This is a genomic window from Micromonospora sp. NPDC048830 (assembly GCF_043198215.1).
GTDB lineage: Bacteria > Actinomycetota > Actinomycetes > Mycobacteriales > Micromonosporaceae > Micromonospora.
The window spans coordinates 1-16,387 of sequence record NZ_JBICUP010000080.1; the positions used below are offsets into that span (position 1 = coordinate 1).

The window sequence follows — 16,387 nt, forward strand, 5'->3', positions numbered from 1 at the left end:
CGCTGACCCGCCCGCCGCACCACACCCGCCGGAAGCCCGTCCGGGCACAAACAACCAGCACAACAACATGATCAAATTAGGCTACGTGGCATTGGAGCGCATCCCCCTGGATCGCTTGGTAGTGCTTCACCGCACAGCCTTGCGCCGAGGGGGCACCTCGCACAGGTTCTGCCCGCCGAAATCCTCATTCCTCTAGCCGAATTGACAAATGCGCTGAGCGTTGGAGAGGCGGATGGAATCTATCGCGTTGGTAGCTGCAACGGGTGCCCGTGGCCAGCTTACGTCTGTAGCGCTTACGCTCTGTATTGAGCTATCCTTAATCGCATGAGCACCCATTTTTATGCCTGGGTGCTACGCGTGGGGGTTCATCTCCCCCCTCGGACACGTTAATACCCCACGGAATCTCCGGTGGGCATTGTGCTTGGCTCGCAGGTGTGCTATTGGCGATCGGATCTGAGGGTCAAGTCCCAGGCGTTGCCATGGGAGACGATTGTCATTTGGTTCTCGCGCAGAGTCGCTACCACCTCGGTTGGCGCAAGGGCGTGAGGCCGCCACCTCGCTTGGCCCTGCCTGCTGCTGCGGTTCATGTGCGCCGTGAGGCTGGTAAGTAGGTCGTCCTCTCGTGGGTAGAGGTTCTTGAGGGTGCGGCGTGGGAGTTTCGCGCTGGTGTGCCCGTGCCGGCAGCGGTAGCCGGCTCGGCCGTGCACCCAGTGCGATTCCATCCGCCGCCCGCAGTGACCGCAGCGCAGCAGGCCGGACAGCAGGAAGGTGCGGGCGTGGCCGTCCTCGGGGGTCGGGTTACATCGGATGGCTTGGACGGTGACGAAGTTCTTCTCGCTGGCCAGCGCGGGGTGCGCCATCTCCTTGGAGACCACCCACTGTCCGGCAGGGTTCCATCGGTGTACCTCGCTGCGCTGGTGGTCGACGGGGTTGTGGTCGGTGCGTTGCCGGTTCCACACCTGTCGGCCGGTGTAGCGGGGGTTACTCAAGATCGCGGCGACCGTGCGCAGGGTCCACCCGTCTCCGCTGCGGTGCGGGTTGCGGTCCGGGTCGACGCCGGACGGGCAGGGGATCCCCATCTCGTTCAGTGTTCGGGCGATGTTGGCGACGCTGCTGCCGGCGAGGCGTTGGGCGAACATCCACCGTACGTGTGGGGCGGTGGCCGGATCGGGTTCGAGCCGGTGTAGCCGGCGGCCCCAGCGGGCGTGGGCGGCGTTCGGGTGGGGCCCGGCGTCGGCGAGCCGGTAGCCGTAGGGCGGTCGGCCGCCGAGGTAGCGTCCCTGTTCGCGGGTTTGGGTCTGCATCGCGGCTATGACCCGGAACCGGGCGCGCTGGACCTCGCGTTTGGACTGGGCCCCCAACATCATGATCAAGGCCCGGTGGGTGGGGTTGTGGTGATCGAGTGGGCCGTCGGTCTCGGGTAGCCACAGCTGTACTCCGTCGCGCTCAAGAGTCGGGGCGAGGTGTAGCAGTTGGTTGCCGTGGAACGCGCGTTCGTACTCACCGACCACGATCGCGTCGAACGCACGGTCGGGATCAGCGAGCGCGTCCAGTAGCGCTGCGGCTTGCGGGCGCTCATCCCACGCCTTTCGGCGGGAGTATCCGATGTCGAAGAACTCGGCCACGATCGTGCCTCGCCCTGCGGTCAGACCGAGGGCCACCTCACGTTGCCAGTGGTACGACGATGCCGGGTCCTGGAAGTCCTTTGTCGACATTCGTCCGTAGAACGCGAACCGCACCCCGCGGCCGGAGGGAGTCGCGTCGCGGCGACCCGCGGTCGCACGCTTCTGTTCGCGATCGATCCACCCGGTCAGCAGGTCCGGATTACTCCTACTTGTGGCAGTTGTCGTCACGTCTCGCTCCGTCGATAGGCAGTCGCTTGCGGAGCCGAGACTGCTCACTCACGACCACACTTGGCCAGAGAGGGCACCCAGAAGTGGTCTCTCTCAGCGCTGCAACCGGCGGGGTCCGGGTTGTTGTGTGGTTGCCTTCGGGGGAGTGGTGTTGTCGACCTGCCCGTGAAAAAGGCCGTTGATGTCCGTGTCCGGCTCGGTACCCAGGGCCTCGATTTCGAGCTGGAGGAATTCACGGGATCCGCGCCACGCCGCTGCGACGTCGGTCGCGGCCGCCGCTCCTGGCCGTGCTGGCGCAGGATCCGCGTGAACTCGTCGGCGCTGCGCCGCCACAACGCATCCGATCCATGATCAACTGGCTTTTCTTTCACTCCGGGTCAGTGGGACAATCGGCTCATGTCCCTTGACGAGGTACGCGACCTGATCGCCCGGCACGTCAGGCCCGATCTTCGTACGGCCATAGATGGGGTCCTGATCTTCAAAGCCGACAAGCCGTTTCCCCCGAAGCCAACAACATATGGGAAAGTCTTCGCATTCGTTGCTCAAGGGTCGAAGCGTTTCGGGCTCGGCGACCAGATCTACGAATACCGGGCAGGGCAGTACCTCGTCGTGTCGGTGGATCTGCCGGTCACGGCGCACTTCAGCGCCGCGAGCCCGGACAAGCCAGGGCTGGGCGTGGGGTTGACGCTCGATCCCATTGCTATCGCTGACCTGCTGCTGCAAGCGCCAGCCGACCTCTTGCGCGACAGCGACGAGGGCGCGCCGTCCGGGCTGGCCATCAGCACGGCCTCCGCCGACATGCTCGACGCGGTGTTACGGCTGTTGCGGCTGCTCGACACCCCACGCGACATTCCCGTGCTGGCGCCGATGATCAAGCGCGAGATTCTCTGGCGGCTGATTACCAGCGAACAGGGCCCGATAATCCGGCAGCTCGGGCAACCTGACGGCACTTTGAGCCACATCACTCGCGCTGTCCGCTGGATGCGCGATAACTACCGCGAGCCGTTCCGGGTAGAGATGGCGGCACAGCAGGCGGGAATGAGCGTCTCGGCTTTCCACCGCAACTTTCAGGCGCTCACCTCGCTGAGCCCGATCCAATATCAGAAGCAGATCCGGCTTCATCAGGCACGGCTCCTGCTCGCCTGCGACGCCACGGACATCGCGGGAATCAGCCGCCTTGTGGGCTACGACAGTCCGTCGCAGTTCAGCCGCGAGTATCGGCGCCAGTTCGGTGCGCCGCCGAGACTCGACGCGATCCGCCTGCGACAGCCCGTGCCAGCTCACTGATCAACCGCCCCGAACCCTGCTGGGGCGGTTCATCGCGGCATCGCCTGCCGCCGTGCGGGGAACCCGGGAGGATTAGGCAAGAATGCGAGAGGAATGTCGCTTCCACTCGCATGCTTGATCGTGTTGTCTGAGGAGCAGGCAACGTGAGGTGCATGTGGGTGATATCGGGCTTTACGGTCGAGATGCTGAACTAGAGCAGCTTTCGACATTTCTGGGCCAGGCGGGGCGCGGAGGCGCCGCACGGCTGCTGACAGGTGAGCCCGGTGTGGGCAAGTCCTCGCTCATGGCCGCTGCGGCGGAACGTGCCCTCGCAGAGGGCATGCAGGTGCTGCAGGCCTCGGGCTCCGAGTTCGAGGCCGATGTCAGCTACTCGGCCCTCAACCAGTTGCTGCTGTCCGTTCAGGGTGACATTTCACGGCTTCCCACCGGCCCCCGGGAAGCGCTGGAGGTGGCACTGGGATTCGGGGCCGGTACGGCACCGGACGCCCTGTTGGTCTGCAACGCCACCCTTCTGCTCGTGCAAAGCCTTGCCGCCGAGGCGCCGGTGGTGCTTCTGGTCGACGACGTTCATTGGATCGATCGGGCCAGCGCTGTCGTTCTCGGCTTCGTGGCTCGCCGCTTGGCAGGTTGCCGAGCCGGTCTGCTGATGTCGACGCGAACAGGTGCGGCCAGTTACCTCGACCGGCGCGGGCTGGCCGAGGTCGTGGTGGCCCCGTTGGACGAGGCCGCCGCAGAGCAATTGGTGGACGGCACCTTTCCCCAGCTGCCGTCGCGTATCCGTCGGCGGCTGCTGGATCTCGCCCAAGGCAATCCGCTGGCATTGATGGAGTTGCCGTCCACGTTGTCAGGTGCCGTCCACCGGGTGGCGGCTCAGCCCGAGGTTGTTCCGCTCAACGACCAGCTGCAGGCGTTGTTCGCGGCACGCATCGCGGAACTACCGGAGCCGACCCGCCGGCTGCTGCTGCTGGCCGCATATGAGGGCACTGGTGACGTGCGGGTGCTGCATGCCGCCTGCGCCGACCGTGGCGGGTTGGCCGACCTGGCTCCCGCTGAGCGGACGCAGCTGGTGTATGTGGATGACGCGACCGCCCAGATCGCATTCCGGCATCCGCTCATCCGATCGGCGATCGTGGCAATGTCAACGCACGAGGAGCGGCGTGCCGCGCACGTCGCCCTGGCCAAGGTGTTGGTCGACGACGAGGAGCGCCGGGCGTGGCATCTGGCCGCAGCCGCGGTGGCTCCGGATGAGGCGGTCGCGCAACTGCTCGAAACCGCCGCACACCGTGTCATGCTGCGCGGCGATGCGGTCGCAGCGATCATATCCCTGGTACGCGCCGCTGAACTGAGCGTGACCAGCGCCGACCGGGGCCGGCGGCTTGCCGAGGCCGCCTACATCGGCGCGGAGGCGGGCGGAACGACCGCGGACGCACGCACCCTGCTGGCCGATGCCCGCCGGGCGGTGCCGGACTCGGCTGGGTCCCTGCACGCGGCCAACGCCGCCGCGTTCCTGATGCTTGACGGCGAGGGTGATGTGCACACTGCGCATCGTCTGCTCGTCGGCGCCATCGAGGCCGGCGATCACGGGTACCGCGCCGACGATCCGGCGTTGATCGAGGCAATGCACACCCTGCTGCTGGTGAGCTGGTACGGCAGCGCACCGCAGTATTGGGAGCCGTTCTTCCGCGCGCTGCGGCGGCTGCGGCCAAAACCGCCGCAGATCCTCGCCCTGGCCAGCAAGACCTTTCCCGACCCTGTACGCACCGGCGTGTCCGCCCTCGCCGACGCGGAAACGATTTTGGGCGCCCTCGCCGAGGAGACCGACCCGGCGCGTGTCATGCGGATCGGCACCGCCTCGGTGTATCTGGACCGGCTCGGTGACGTCCGCGAAGGGTCGTGGCGGCTTGTGCATCAAGGGCGCGACGGAGCGGCGGCTCGCAGGCACATCGGTGCGCTGATGCACCTGTGCCTGGACGACTTCCTCATCGGCCGATGGGACGAAGCGCAAGAGCTGGCACGGGAGGGCCAGCGGATCTGCGACACCGGCGGCTTCCCGTTCTTTTCGTGGTATTTCTGGTACAACAGGGCGATCGTGGCCGCCGGGCGAGGCCAGGCCGACGAGGCGTACAAGCTGGCCGATGAGATCACCAACTGGGCGCATCCTCGGGGGGTATCGGCTGCAGTCCTGTTCGCCCACCATCCGCGTACCCTCGCCGCCGCCGCAGCCGGGGACTTCGATGCCGCATATGTTCACGCCGCCGCCATGAGCCCGCCGGGGACCTTCGCCCCGTTTGTGCCCCACTGCACATGGGTTGCATTCGACCTGATCGAGGCGGCTGTGCGGACCGGGCGGACGGTGGAAGCGCGGGCACACGTCGAAGCGATGCGCACGGCCGGACTGTCGCGGCTGTCCAGCCGGATGGCGCTGATCCAAGCGGGTGCCGAGGCCCTGGTCTCCGACGACCCCGAGCCCGCGGAGAGGCTTGAACAGTTACTCGGCGACACCGCTGTCGACCGGTGGCTGTTCGACGCGTCCCGCGTACGGCTGGCGTATGGCGAGAAGCTCCGGCGAGCCGGACAGGTCACGCAGGCCCGCGTCCACCTGCTCGCCGCGCGCGACGGGTTCGCCGCGATGGCGGCCGGGCCGTGGCTTGACCGCGCACACGGCGAGCTGCGCGCTGCGAAGTACCCGCTGGCCGACGCTCGCGCCCCCGGCACGGCCGCCCTGACGGCGCAGGAGGCGCAGATCGCTCAGCTGGCCGCCAGTGGCCTGACCAACAAGGAGATCGCCCACCGTCTGTTCCTCTCGCACCGCACCGTCGGCGCGCACCTGTATCGGATCTTTCCCAAGCTCGGTGTGACGACCCGGGCCGGTCTCAGGGATGCCCTCTCGTCACCTCCTGATCCCCAGTGATCTGCTCGGCCGGACGGTCCGGAGCAGACTCGGCTGCGAGGACGCAAGCCTGCGCCTCCTTCGCTTCGAGCAGCCGTTCCAGCAGTCGGCGAATGGTCGGGTCCGCATCGCCCACCCAGCGCACGGCCTCCTGCAGGGTCTGGACGAGGATTCGAGCCGCCACGAGATCCTGCGCCACGATCCCGGTGAGGTCGCCGGCGGCGAAGCTCTGAAAGCTGATCCGTGACCGTCCGGCAAGGTGCCGTGGATCGTGGTCGGCGGCGAACCCGAGGTCGCGGATGCGGGCTGCCAGAGCACGGGCGTCGGCTCGGTCGTTGTCGGCGCAGGTGAACAGATAGTCGGCGACCGGCTGCGCCGACAGGCCCCGCACCAACGCGGCGTGGTGTTCGTACTGCAGCGACGACACGATCATGCTCGACAGCAAGACGTTGAGCAGACGCGCCACCGCGCTCAGGTCGGCCCGGTTCGATGGAGTGATCGGCCCGTCGTCCGGGTCCCACACCGCACGGTCGCGTACCTCGCGTCTGCGCAACCCCGGTTGTCCTGGCATACACCCATGGTCGGTCAGCCACCCACCGGGGCACATCTGTCAATTGACCTAACGGTCGCCGCTGAGGTGTGGCCCGGCGGCGGCGTCACCGGTCTCCGTGCGGGCTTCGCCCAGGAGGGCTGCGCTTGCCATTACGTCATCGACGGCTAGGTAACCCGCCACAGCCAGGCGATGACCCTGAGGTCGTATGACAGATGTGCCGCCCCTGTCGCTGCGACCAGATTGTTCTCGTCCTGAACGAGCACGACCCACCGAGGGGCACACACCATGACCATCGGACACGGCTTCCACGCCACGATGACCGCCAAGCCCGGTAAGGGAGACGAGGTCATCGACCTCCTGCTCCACGCGCCGTCGCTGGCCAACGACGACTGCGTCGTGTTCCTGGTCGGCCGGTCCGCAGCCGACCCGGACACGATCTTCGTCACGGAGGGCTGGACCAGCCCCGAAGCCCACAGCGGCTTCTTCGCCAGTGAGCCCGCGCAGACCCTGGTCGCCCGGCTCCAGGCACTGCTGGCCGCCGAGTCGGCCTACACCGACGAGATCCCCGTCGGTGGCAAGGCCGCCATCTGAGAGGACGAACCATCGTGATCACCACTACATCGCGTCCCGGCGTCGATCCCGAACTGGCGGCGCTGCTCGCCGAGATGCCACTGACATCCATCCTGAACGCCGACGCCCTCGCGCAGGTACGCCCATACTCCTCGGCTCCGGTCGAGCCACTGCTGGACGGCCGTTCCATCGACCGCAGCGAATTCGTCACCTGCGCTGACGACGGCACGGAGATCGCGCTGTCGGTCTTCCGCCCGACCGGTGACCGCACCGCACTCGCGCCATGCATCTACTGGATTCACGGCGGCGGCATGATCATGGGTGACCGGTTCGCCAACATCGACATCCCGCTGGAATGGCTCGACCGGTTCGGTGCCGTGATCGTCACCGTAGAGTACCGACTGGCTCCCGAGGCTCACGGGCCGACGCTGGTCGAGGACTGCTACCGAGGCCTGTTGTGGACGGCCGAGCACGCCGACGGGCTCGGCGTCGATCCGAGCCGCATCATCGTCGCCGGCGCCAGTGCCGGCGGCGGTCTGGCGGCCGGGGTGACGCTGCTGGCCCGCGACCGGGACACCGTCCCGATCGCCGCGCAGATCTTGATCTGCCCGATGCTCGACCATCGCAACAGCACGACCTCCAGCCGCCAGTTCACCGGCGTACCCGGTGTCTGGACCGGGCAGACAAACGAGTTCGCGTGGCGGTCGGTCCTCGCCGACCTGCCCGCCGGCGTCTCCGCGTACATCTCGCCGGCGCTCGCCGAGGATCTGTCCAACCTGCCAACCACCTACATCGACGCCGGAACCGCTGAGGTCTTCCGCGACGAAGACGTCGACTACGCCAGCCGGATCTGGGCCGCCGGCGGCCAGGCCGAACTGCACGTCTGGGCGGGTGGCGTCCACGGGTTCGACGCGCTGTTCCCACGGACGCGCATCGGTGCGATCGCTCGGCGGGCCCGCACGGAATGGCTGATCCGCACATTGGACGGCATGCCCGCCGAACGCCGGGGCAGACGATGACCGTCGACTATCACGGCCAGTTCCTACGCGAGTTCATCCGCAATCCGCTCACAGTCGCGTCGGTCGCGCCGAGCAGCCAGGCACTCGCCGACGCGGTCGTCGCACCGGTTCCACTCACCGGCGACCCCATCGTGGTGGAGCTTGGCCCGGGCACCGGAGCGTTCACGCAGGCCATCCAGCGGCGGCTGGCCGGCCGAGGCCACCACCTGGCCATCGAAATCAACGAACGGTTCGCGGACCTGCTCGCTGCGCGCTTCCCGGGCGTCGACCTCGCCATCGCCGACGCCCGCAACCTGCGCGAGATACTGACGGTACGCGGGCTCGACCACGCCGACGTCATCGTCAGCGGGCTCCCGTGGGCGGCCTTCACACCAGGACGACAGGACGACCTGCTCACCGCGGTCACCGCAGTCCTCGCCCCGCACGGCGCCTTCACCACCTTCGCGTACACCCACACGCGCTGGATGCCGCCAGCCCGGCGGCTCCGACGCAGCCTCGGCGAACGGTTCGAGGAAGTGGTACGCGGCCAGACGGTGTGGGCCAACACACCACCCGCGTTCGTCTACTTCTGCCGCAGGCCGCACACACCGGCGCGCCGAAGGACGACCGGGATGGCTCCGCACCTGTCATGGCGCCGGCCCACACGGACATCGCAGATTACCCGACCACCGAACCGCTGAGCGCAGGCCGCGCGGCAACCTCGCGTGGCCCCGCCGCTCTCGCACTACCAAACGATGGGGACACCATGCGTACCCATGCTTTCACCGCTGACGACGCAAGGCCCGGCGCCGCGGCAGACATGTCGTCATGAGCACCGAAGGCGACCGGGTCACGACGCTGAAGCTGTTCTTCGACCTCGCATACGTCTTCGCTTTCATCCAGGTGAGCATGCTCATGATCGAGCACCACGACGCCACCGGCATCCTGCAAGAGCTGGGCCGTCGGCGGGCTGCTGTGGTGGTCCTGGACGGCGTACAGTTGGCTGGCCAATCAGGCCCGCGCGGACGAAGGCCTAGTCCGCATCGCGATGATCGTCGCAACGATGGCCGTCTTCGCTGTCGGACTGGCCGTGCCAGAGGCCAACCACGACCGCGACGGAGGGCTGTTCGGGCCGATGGTGTTCGTGTGCGCCTACCTGGTCGCCCGGTGTACCCATGGCGCGGTTTACATTCTGGCAGCCGTCGGCGAGGAACGGGCGCGGCGTGAAGTCATGCTGACGGTGCTGGCATCCATGCTGCCGTCCGGCATCCTGCTTACCGCCGGCGCTCTGCTCGGCTCGTCGGCGCAGGTGTGCTGTGTGTCCGCCGCGGCCGCCATCGAACCGGCCGTCGCCCATGCCACGACCCGGGGCCTACAGGGACGCATCAACTCGGCCGCGCACTTCGCCGAGCGCCATGGGCTGGTCGTCATGCTCGCTCTGGGCGAATCAATCACCGCACTCGGATTCGGTGCCACCATCGGACCTATCAGCCTGCCGATCCTCGCTGGGGTGATCCTTGCGGTCCTGGCGGCCGTGCCCCTGTTGGCGACGCTCTCGCCGCTGGCGGTCCTCAGCACGGTCGCCGGGACGATGGTGGCGCTGCTGCTGGCTGAGTCGCTCCTAACCAGCGATGGCCTGCGGCTGACCTGGCCAACCCTGCATGCAGATGAGTGCCCACGGTGGCGCCAGCGCACCGGGACCGGCGACATTGACGCGGAACCGTCGGTGGGCGTTGATGACGTCCATCGACGGCGCCAGACGTAGCCAAGCCCGGTTCACCTCGGCGAGATATCCGTCCTGGCTGTCAACGGGTCCGAACAGCCCTACGTGCCTCACCCGGTCGGGGCGCGGCAGATGCAGATATGACCATCCTGCGGCGTGGGGGAGTGACGAGTGGACGATCCTTGCGGGCCAGTCACCGTTCGTCGACGTCGTATCCGGAGGCCACGTCGCCGCATTCAACCGCGATCACGTGGGCGGCGTGCCGGCGTAGGTATGCGCGTGCGCCCTGGTCGCCACGCACGGTCGCGACGATCTCAGCCCAATGGTCACGGCCCAGTACCACCGGATGGCCCGGCTCGCCGTCGTAGCAGGCGCGAGTCAGGCAGCCCGCGTGTGCCTGCGCCAGCAGTCGGGCCACCGCCGTCGCAGAAACCCCGGGCATGTCCACCAGATGCACGCACACAGCCGAGACCCTCCGTATGCGGGCGGCCGTGGTCATTCCGAGACGTAACGATGAGGCCATACCCTCGGCCCAGCCCTGATTCTCGACCACCAGAACACCGTCAAGATCAACGGCAGCCCGGGTCTGGCGGACCCCGGCACCGAGGACCGCGATGATCGGGTCGCAGCCGCCGTCCCGAAGCGCGCGGAGCGCCTGCCCGAGAAACACCGGTGCCTTGGGGCCGCCGTAGCGGCGCCCTGCCCCGGCGGCTAGGACCAGGCCGGCGACGCCCTTTGCCGCAGCGTCGAGAGAACTCATCGCGACCCGCCGCTTGATCTACGCCCAAGCCGGGCGCGCGGGGACGCGAAATCATGGCGCCGTTGCGGCGGCGGGCCACTTCGCGCCGTTGGGCAGCAGGGCCGCGACGAGAAGACCCGTGACGTCGCGAGGGCCTGAGGGTGAGGCGGGATCACCACCGCAGTCTGCACGATTCTGCCCACCTGTTCTGTCGCCCGAAAGGATGCGCTGGCCGCGAAATCAGGAAAACCTCGGGCCAACGGCGAGACCCGCCGGCTGGACGTCGACCAACGCCACGTTGCTCGACGCGTTGCGCGCCGGCCCGCTTCCTCAACCCCTTCACCGGCATGCATAGTCGCCGCCGGTCCACCTGACCGTCTCTCGTTTGCACCATCAGCGTCAGCCGGCCGAGACGTGGTGAGCCTCAGCTGTGGACGGCTTCGGAGCTCCCGATGGCCGGTCACGGCGCCGCGCTGTGTCATACGACGCCGCGGAGATCGCGAACACGTCAACGCTGGCTGCCCACCACGGGCCGCTAGCGCCCGGCCGACGCCGAGTCGCACCGCAACGCCGGCCTGCTGTGGCGGGCACGGTGAGCCAATGGCGGCACGGGCGCCGAAGAAACCGCGCAGGATCAGGCAGAAGTTCAAGACTTCTGTGCAAGAGGGATTCGGTGAACTGACGTAGCGTCTATGACGTCTGTCAAATGGCCCCCGGCCGCGCAGCCCCGTCTTCGCTGCGCACCGGAGCGGGTCAGATATGAGGAGATTCAGATCCGGCGGTTGGCCATTCGGTCCCATCGTGTGGGCTTCGAGCAAGGTGGTGAAAGGATCGCGATGACCAATGACACGCGTAGTGAGATCGCATTGCGAGTCAACGACGAGACTTACCGATTGGCGGTGGACAACCGCAGGACGCTCCTTGATGCGCTGCGGGACGACCTGAACTTCACTGGTGCGAAGAAGGGCTGTGATCATGGCCAGTGCGGCGCGTGTACCGTCCTGGTCAACGGGCAGCGAGTGGTCTCCTGCCTCACTCTCGCTGTCGCCGCCGACGGTGCTGCTGTCACGACCATCGAAGGCCTGGCCGGCGACGGTGAGCTGCGCCCGATCCAGGAGGCCTTTATCCGCCTCGACGGATTTCAGTGCGGGTTTTGCACGCCGGGACAAATCTGCTCCGCGGTCGGGATGCTCGCCGAGCATGCGGCAGGCTGGCCCAGCGCAGTCACCCGCAACGGCTCACCGCATCGGGCAGGGGAACTGACCGAAGAGGAGATACGCGAGCGGATGAGCGGTAACCTGTGCCGCTGCGGCGCATACCCGTCGATCGTGCGTGCGATCCTCGAGGCCTCCGCCCGCGAGGCGGTGGCCGGATGAGAGCTTTCGCCTATCAGCGGACGACACAGATCCGCGATGCCTTGAACCTCGTAGCCCAGCACGACGGGGCGCGGTTCCTCGCGGGCGGCACCAATCTCGTCGACCTCATGAAAGCCGGAGTCGAGTCACCCGCCCGCCTGGTGGACATTCGAAGCCTCGCGTTGGGCGAGATCGGCGAAACGCCAGACGGCGGCCTGGTGCTCGGGGCGACGGCCACCAACAGCGCCGTCGCCGCCGACGCGCAGGTGCGGCTCCGGTACCCGGCATTGAGCCAGGCGATCCTGGCAGGGGCCTCGGGCCAGCTGCGCAACATGGCAACCGTCGGGGGAAACCTCCTGCAACGCACCCGCTGCGCCTACTTCGCCGATCCGTCGGAAGCATGCAACAAGCGGGTTCCCGGCAGCGGATGCTCCGCAATCAACGGGGCCCACCACAACCACGCGATCCTCGACTGGACGGAGCATTGCGTGACTACCCACCCCTCGGACATGGCGGTGCCGCTGAGCGCCTTCGACGCCGTGGTGCGATACGAGGCCCTCGACGGCACGGGAGAGATCCCGCTGTCGGAGTTCTATCTCCCCGTAGGTAACCGCCCGGACCGGGAGACCGCCCTGCCCGACGGAGCCCTGATCACGGCAGTGGTGATACCGGCGGCCGCGGTCGCCAGAAAGTCGCGCTACCGCAAGGTCCGGGAGCGCGCGTCGTACGCGTTCGCCACCGTTTCTGTGGCAGCAGCGCTCGACGTCCAGCAGGGCCTGGTGCAGGACGTGCGGCTCGCACTCGGCGGCGTGGCGTCACGGCCGTGGCGGGCGCGACTGGCCGAGTCCGCGCTGCGCGGCGGTCCGGCCACAGCCGAGCGAATCAGCGCAGCCGCCGACGAGGAGATCGCCGCCGCCGCGCCGCTGCGCGACAACGCATACAAAGTGACGCTCGCCCGCAACCTGATCGAAGCGGTTCTGACCGAACTCGCCGCAGACGCCGGAGAGGGGAGCAACGGATGAACCCCGACGAGATCATCGGTGCCGTAGGCGAATCACGACCCCGGATCGAAGGCCGCCTCAAAGTCACCGGCTCCGCCCACTATGTCGCGGACCTTCCGATGCCCAACCTTGCTCACGGCTGGATGGTCACGGCTGCGGTGTCACGCGGCCGAATCCGGGACATCGACGCCACGGATGCTCTCGCCCAGCCGGGCGTCCTGGGAGTACTGGACCACCGCAACGCGCGACGCCTCAACCCCGACATCGCCCACCACTTCGGCCCCGACCGCAGCCTCCCGCTGCTACAGGACGAGGTCATTGAATACGCCGGCCGTCCCGTCGCGCTCGTGATAGCGGAGACGCCCGAGCAAGCACGTGCCGCAGCGGCGGCGTTGCGGGTGACCTACGACACGGAGCCCCATGACATCGAGTTCTCCATGAACCATCCCGCCGCACGCCCCGCGTCCACCCTGTTTGGCCCCGAGGCCGACACCGGTGACCTGGAAGCCGAGCTCGCGGCATCCGCGATAGTGGTGGACGAGCTCTACCACACACCGGAAGAGAGCCACAGCGCCATGGAGCCGCATGTCGCGACTGCATGGTGGGAGGACGGCCATCTCTACGCCTTCGACTCCAACCAAGGGCCGTTCGGCATCTCCCAGGTGCTGGCCTCGCTGTTCCTCATCGACCCGGAACGTGTGCACATCCGCGCCGAGCACGTCGGCGGCGGCTTTGGCGCCAAAACCACCTGTGGGGCACAGATCATCCTGGCAGCGTTGGCCGCCGAGCATCTCCAGCGGCCGGTACGGGTCGCACTCACCCGAAGACAGGTCTTCCTGGCAACCGGGTCGCGGCCGCCGACTGAACAGCGCGTCCGAATCGGCGCCGATGCCGACGGGCGGCTCCGAGCTATCCACCACCACGCCGCGTTCGCACAGTCGCCGCTGGCTGAGTACATCGAGTGGTGCACCGAGCAGGCCCGAACCCTCTACGCGGCACCGGCGATCCGCACGGAACTCAGTGCGGTACCCCTCAACCTTCTGCCTCCGTGCTCCATGCGTGGACCCGGCGCGGCACCCGGTTCGTTTGCCTTCGAGTCGGCCATCGACGAAGTAGCCGAACGGCTGCAGATCGATCCCCTGCAGCTGCGGCTGCTCAACCAGCCCGTCGTCAGCCCGGTGTCCGGCCGCCCATTCAGCACCCGCCGCCTGGTCCAATGCCTTCAGGAAGGCGCACGCCGGTTCGGCTGGGCCCAGCGCGACCCTCGCCCCCGGGTGCGCAGGGAGGGCAACCTCCTCGTCGGCACCGGCGTGGCCGCCGTCGCGTTCATCGCCGGGGTCTTCCCCTCCTCTGCAGCGATCACCGCGGAGACGGACGGGACATTCTCCGTCAGGGTCGGCGCCACCGACATCGGCACCGGAGCACGCACCGCGCTGATCGCCGTGGCCGCGGACGCCCTCGGTGTGAGCACCGAGCGGGTCCGCATGCACATCGGCGACAGCGATCTCGGCCTGGCCGCTGGAGCCGGCGGATCCCGAGGCACGACATCGTGCGCGTTTGCCATCACCGAGACCGCGAAGGCGCTGCGCGAGAAGCTGGGCGATTCCGCTAGGCCAGTCACCGCGTCAGTCGACACCACACCGCTGATCAATTGGCGGCCGGCCGAAGAGCGATACACCTACAGTGCCGTGTTCGCCGAGGTGACCGTCGATCCAGCAACCGGAGAAGTGTGTATTCGCCGGTTGCTCGGCATGTTCGCCGTAGGCCGTGTGATCAATCCGCTGCTGGCCCGCAGCCAGCTGATCGGCGGCATGATCGGAGGCCTGTCGATGGCGCTGCACGAGGAGTCTGTTCGCGATCCACTCACGGGCCGCCTCGTCACTGCCGACTTCGCCGGCTACCACATCTCCGCCCACGCCGACGTACCCAACATCGAGGCCGACTTCGTGGCTGACTACGAGCCTCAGGACCCATCCGGATTCAACGGTCTCGGCGAGATCGGCAATGCCGGCACCGCTGCGGCAATCGCCAACGCCGTGTGGCACGCCACCGGCACCCGCCACCGAACATTGCCGATCAGCCTCAGCCGTGTCATCGAGCGCGCAGCGGCCAAGGACCGCCCGGGAGCCGTCAGTGTTGCGTGAAGTGTGGCCGTTCGTGGACTCCAAGCGGCGGGCGGGCCAGTCGGTCGTACTGGCCCGCCTGGTGGCCCGTAACGGTCCCGGATCGAGGCCACTGGGTTCAACTATGGCGGTCGCCGCGGACGGCACCTGGCGAGGTTCCGTGTCCGGTGGCTGCATAGAATCGATAGTTGTCGAAGCGGCACGGTCCTTGTTGCACGGTGCGCCACCACACATACTGGCGTTGTCACCGGGCGAGCAGCTACTGCCCTGGGAAGAGCGGCCCGCCTGCACCGCGACGCTGGAGGTGCTCATCGCACCCGCACCACCCGCCCCGGTTCACGAGGCGATCACCGAAGCTCTGGCGGACGATCGGCCGGTGACCGTACGCGTCGGGCTGCGACCGCCGTATCGCTGGTCCGTTACCCCGATAGCCGAGGACGCCGTCGCTGACGATGCCTATCTCGACCAGCTGCCGTCGCGTCGGCAACTGCTCCTCGTCGGGGCCACTGACCTAGCCGCCGTGATGGCAGGCATGGCGCACCTGCTGGACTGGGCGGTAGTCGTGGTGGACCCTCGGCCTGACCATGTCGCAGCGGATGCGATGCCGCCAACAGCTCGGGTAGAACGTGTCTGGCCGGACATCTGGCTGGCTGAGCACCCGCTCGGACCTCAAGACGCTGTCGTGACACTCAGCCACGATCCGCGGATAGACGACCGGGCCATTCGCGCGGCACTGGCGGGAGATGCGGGACATGTGGCTGCCCTGGGCAGCCGAGCCACCCATGCCCAACGGATGCGACGGCTGGCAAGCCAGCCAGGCCTTGACCGACTTGTCGGGCCCGCGGGACTCGACCTCGGTGGTGCATCACTCGCCGAAACGGCCCTGTCCATCCTCGCCGAGACCGTCGCGGCAAAAAACGGCCGCAGCGGCCGTCGGCTCCGAGACGGTACGCTGCCGATCCGAGCCGCAGAGACCGCGACGGCTCATGGTTGACACCCGTCGAGCTGGCACCGAGCCGGCGACAGGCGTGGCGCAGGTCAACAACCGGTTCCCCGGCCAGGACTCTACGGGCCGACCACGGCCCAGCGCACAGGGCCTCGAAGAGCAGGTCGGGTGGCACCGCTGCTACATGGCGACGAGCAGCTCCCGACCACAGGCCAAGCCAGGCGCGCGTTGGCACTGAACCGGGCTACGGAATTAGGGCTCGCAGATCATTAACACGCAGATTTCGGGTCCGGCTGAGTTGCTTGTGGTAGCCGTCCGCGACCTGCGGAGATGCCCTTCGGTGGACTGC

Annotated in this window: 13 protein-coding genes; 10 read left to right on the top strand and 3 right to left on the bottom strand. The window is 67.7% G+C overall.

The annotated features are described in order from the left end of the window. Positions 1-437: 437 nt before the first annotated feature. On the bottom strand, positions 438-1,853 hold the full coding sequence (locus tag ACGFIZ_RS32965; protein WP_393426901.1) for a recombinase family protein: 1,416 nt from the start codon (positions 1,851-1,853) through the stop codon (positions 438-440). A 396-nt stretch (positions 1,854-2,249) separates the two neighbouring features. On the opposite strand from ACGFIZ_RS32965, the gene ACGFIZ_RS32970 reads away from it, so the two are divergent. Both ACGFIZ_RS32970 and ACGFIZ_RS32975 read left to right on the top strand, forming a co-directional pair. Further along, the gene (locus ACGFIZ_RS32970) at positions 2,250-3,140 is read left to right on the top strand and encodes an AraC family transcriptional regulator N-terminal domain-containing protein (RefSeq protein WP_393426905.1); all 891 of its coding nucleotides are present in this window, start codon (positions 2,250-2,252) and stop codon (positions 3,138-3,140) included. A 154-nt stretch (positions 3,141-3,294) separates the two neighbouring features. After that, positions 3,295-6,051, top strand: coding sequence for an ATP-binding protein (locus ACGFIZ_RS32975; protein ID WP_393426908.1), 2,757 nt, complete (start codon positions 3,295-3,297; stop codon positions 6,049-6,051). Here ACGFIZ_RS32975 and ACGFIZ_RS32980 read toward each other — a convergent pair. Next, a complete protein-coding gene (locus ACGFIZ_RS32980; protein ID WP_393426911.1) occupies positions 6,014-6,553 on the bottom strand; it encodes a ferritin-like domain-containing protein in 540 nt (179 codons plus the stop codon). The genes ACGFIZ_RS32975 and ACGFIZ_RS32980 overlap by 38 nt on opposite strands. 315 nt (positions 6,554-6,868) lie before the next feature. On the opposite strand from ACGFIZ_RS32980, the gene ACGFIZ_RS32985 reads away from it, so the two are divergent. The 4 genes from ACGFIZ_RS32985 to ACGFIZ_RS33000 all read left to right on the top strand — a co-directional run bounded on the left by ACGFIZ_RS32985 (position 6,869) and on the right by ACGFIZ_RS33000 (position 9,916). Further along, on the top strand, positions 6,869-7,174 hold the full coding sequence (locus ACGFIZ_RS32985; protein ID WP_393426914.1) for a putative quinol monooxygenase: 306 nt from the start codon (positions 6,869-6,871) through the stop codon (positions 7,172-7,174). A gap of 14 nt (positions 7,175-7,188) precedes the next feature. Beyond that, a complete protein-coding gene (locus ACGFIZ_RS32990) occupies positions 7,189-8,172 on the top strand; it encodes an alpha/beta hydrolase (protein ID WP_393426917.1) in 984 nt (327 codons plus the stop codon). Continuing rightward, positions 8,169-8,852 carry a class I SAM-dependent methyltransferase gene (locus ACGFIZ_RS32995; RefSeq protein ID WP_393426920.1) on the top strand — a complete coding sequence of 228 codons (684 nt, stop codon included), beginning with the start codon at positions 8,169-8,171 and terminating at the stop codon, positions 8,850-8,852. Before ACGFIZ_RS32990 ends, ACGFIZ_RS32995 begins: the two co-directional genes overlap by 4 nt. 272 nt (positions 8,853-9,124) lie before the next feature. Next, entirely contained in the window at positions 9,125-9,916 is a 792-nt protein-coding gene (locus tag ACGFIZ_RS33000; RefSeq protein WP_393426937.1) for a low temperature requirement protein A, read from the top strand. A 151-nt stretch (positions 9,917-10,067) separates the two neighbouring features. On the opposite strand, the gene ACGFIZ_RS33005 is transcribed toward ACGFIZ_RS33000, so the two are convergent. Further along, positions 10,068-10,634: an NTP transferase domain-containing protein gene (locus tag ACGFIZ_RS33005; protein ID WP_393426923.1), complete on the bottom strand. Its 567-nt coding sequence runs from the start codon at positions 10,632-10,634 to the stop codon at positions 10,068-10,070. An 815-nt stretch (positions 10,635-11,449) separates the two neighbouring features. On the opposite strand from ACGFIZ_RS33005, the gene ACGFIZ_RS33010 reads away from it, so the two are divergent. From ACGFIZ_RS33010 to ACGFIZ_RS33025, 4 genes are read left to right on the top strand one after another with little or no spacing between them, the layout of a single operon-like run. Continuing rightward, complete coding sequence (locus ACGFIZ_RS33010; protein WP_393426926.1) at positions 11,450-11,989, top strand: (2Fe-2S)-binding protein; 540 nt, start codon at positions 11,450-11,452, stop codon at positions 11,987-11,989. Further along, complete coding sequence (locus ACGFIZ_RS33015; RefSeq protein WP_393426928.1) at positions 11,986-12,990, top strand: FAD binding domain-containing protein; 1,005 nt, start codon at positions 11,986-11,988, stop codon at positions 12,988-12,990. The genes ACGFIZ_RS33010 and ACGFIZ_RS33015 overlap by 4 nt, the downstream gene beginning before the upstream one ends. Then, positions 12,987-15,113: a xanthine dehydrogenase family protein molybdopterin-binding subunit gene (locus tag ACGFIZ_RS33020; protein ID WP_393426931.1), complete on the top strand. Its 2,127-nt coding sequence runs from the start codon at positions 12,987-12,989 to the stop codon at positions 15,111-15,113. The genes ACGFIZ_RS33015 and ACGFIZ_RS33020 overlap by 4 nt, the downstream gene beginning before the upstream one ends. Next, the gene (locus ACGFIZ_RS33025) at positions 15,103-16,086 is read left to right on the top strand and encodes an XdhC family protein (protein ID WP_393426934.1); all 984 of its coding nucleotides are present in this window, start codon (positions 15,103-15,105) and stop codon (positions 16,084-16,086) included. The genes ACGFIZ_RS33020 and ACGFIZ_RS33025 overlap by 11 nt, the downstream gene beginning before the upstream one ends. Positions 16,087-16,387 lie beyond the last annotated feature (301 nt).

Bases quoted from the DNA above. Each gene is read 5' to 3' on its own strand.
- ACGFIZ_RS32970 (WP_393426905.1), top strand. From the start codon at position 2,250: ATGTCCCTTGACGAGGTACGCGACCTGATCGCCCGGCACGTCAGGCCC.
- ACGFIZ_RS32985 (WP_393426914.1), top strand. From the start codon at position 6,869: ATGACCATCGGACACGGCTTCCACGCCACGATGACCGCCAAGCCCGGT.
- ACGFIZ_RS32995 (WP_393426920.1), top strand. From the start codon at position 8,169: ATGACCGTCGACTATCACGGCCAGTTCCTACGCGAGTTCATCCGCAAT.
- ACGFIZ_RS33005 (WP_393426923.1), bottom strand. From the start codon at position 10,634: ATGAGTTCTCTCGACGCTGCGGCAAAGGGCGTCGCCGGCCTGGTCCTA.
- ACGFIZ_RS33010 (WP_393426926.1), top strand. From the start codon at position 11,450: ATGACCAATGACACGCGTAGTGAGATCGCATTGCGAGTCAACGACGAG.
- ACGFIZ_RS33015 (WP_393426928.1), top strand. From the start codon at position 11,986: ATGAGAGCTTTCGCCTATCAGCGGACGACACAGATCCGCGATGCCTTG.
- ACGFIZ_RS33020 (WP_393426931.1), top strand. From the start codon at position 12,987: ATGAACCCCGACGAGATCATCGGTGCCGTAGGCGAATCACGACCCCGG.